The sequence below is a fragment of the Enterobacter sp. WPR_3_1 genome (assembly GCF_003635055.1).
Lineage (GTDB): Bacteria > Pseudomonadota > Gammaproteobacteria > Enterobacterales > Enterobacteriaceae > Enterobacter > Enterobacter ludwigii.
Window position 1 is genome coordinate 1 of the sequence record NZ_RBXU01000007.1, and the last position, 1,247, is coordinate 1,247.

At 52.8% G+C, this 1,247-nt stretch carries 1 rRNA gene (running past one end of the window); it reads left to right on the forward strand.

What is annotated here, in order from left to right:
- Window positions 1-1,247, forward strand: a 23S ribosomal RNA gene (locus BJ887_RS23000) (its annotated part continues 1,499 nt past the right edge of the window); the annotation flags it as partial.

Below are 1,247 nucleotides of genomic sequence, written 5' to 3' on the forward strand. Positions count from 1 at the left end.
TGTGAACTCGAAGAGTAGGGCGGGACACGTGGTATCCTGTCTGAATATGGGGGGACCATCCTCCAAGGCTAAATACTCCTGACTGACCGATAGTGAACCAGTACCGTGAGGGAAAGGCGAAAAGAACCCCGGCGAGGGGAGTGAAAAAGAACCTGAAACCGTGTACGTACAAGCAGTGGGAGCCTCTTTTATGGGGTGACTGCGTACCTTTTGTATAATGGGTCAGCGACTTATATTCTGTAGCAAGGTTAACCGTATAGGGGAGCCGAAGGGAAACCGAGTCTTAACTGGGCGTTAAGTTGCAGGGTATAGACCCGAAACCCGGTGATCTAGCCATGGGCAGGTTGAAGGTTGGGTAACACTAACTGGAGGACCGAACCGACTAATGTTGAAAAATTAGCGGATGACTTGTGGCTGGGGGTGAAAGGCCAATCAAACCGGGAGATAGCTGGTTCTCCCCGAAAGCTATTTAGGTAGCGCCTCGTGAACTCATCTTCGGGGGTAGAGCACTGTTTCGGCTAGGGGGCCATCCCGGCTTACCAACCCGATGCAAACTACGAATACCGAAGAATGTTATCACGGGAGACACACGGCGGGTGCTAACGTCCGTCGTGAAGAGGGAAACAACCCAGACCGCCAGCTAAGGTCCCAAAGTCATGGTTAAGTGGGAAACGATGTGGGAAGGCACAGACAGCCAGGATGTTGGCTTAGAAGCAGCCATCATTTAAAGAAAGCGTAATAGCTCACTGGTCGAGTCGGCCTGCGCGGAAGATGTAACGGGGCTAAACCATGCACCGAAGCTGCGGCAGCGACGCTTATGCGTTGTTGGGTAGGGGAGCGTTCTGTAAGCCGTTGAAGGTGTCCTGTGAGGGGTGCTGGAGGTATCAGAAGTGCGAATGCTGACATAAGTAACGATAAAGCGGGTGAAAAGCCCGCTCGCCGGAAGACCAAGGGTTCCTGTCCAACGTTAATCGGGGCAGGGTGAGTCGACCCCTAAGGCGAGGCCGAAAGGCGTAGTCGATGGGAAACAGGTTAATATTCCTGTACTTGGTGTTACTGCGAAGGGGGGACGGAGAAGGCTATGTTAGCCGGGCGACGGTTGTCCCGGTTTAAGCATGTAGGCGGAGGTTCCAGGTAAATCCGGTTCCTTATTAACGCTGAGGTGTGATGACGAGGCACTACGGTGCTGAAGTAACAAATGCCCTGCTTCCAGGAAAAGCCTCTAAGCATCAGGTAACATCAAATCG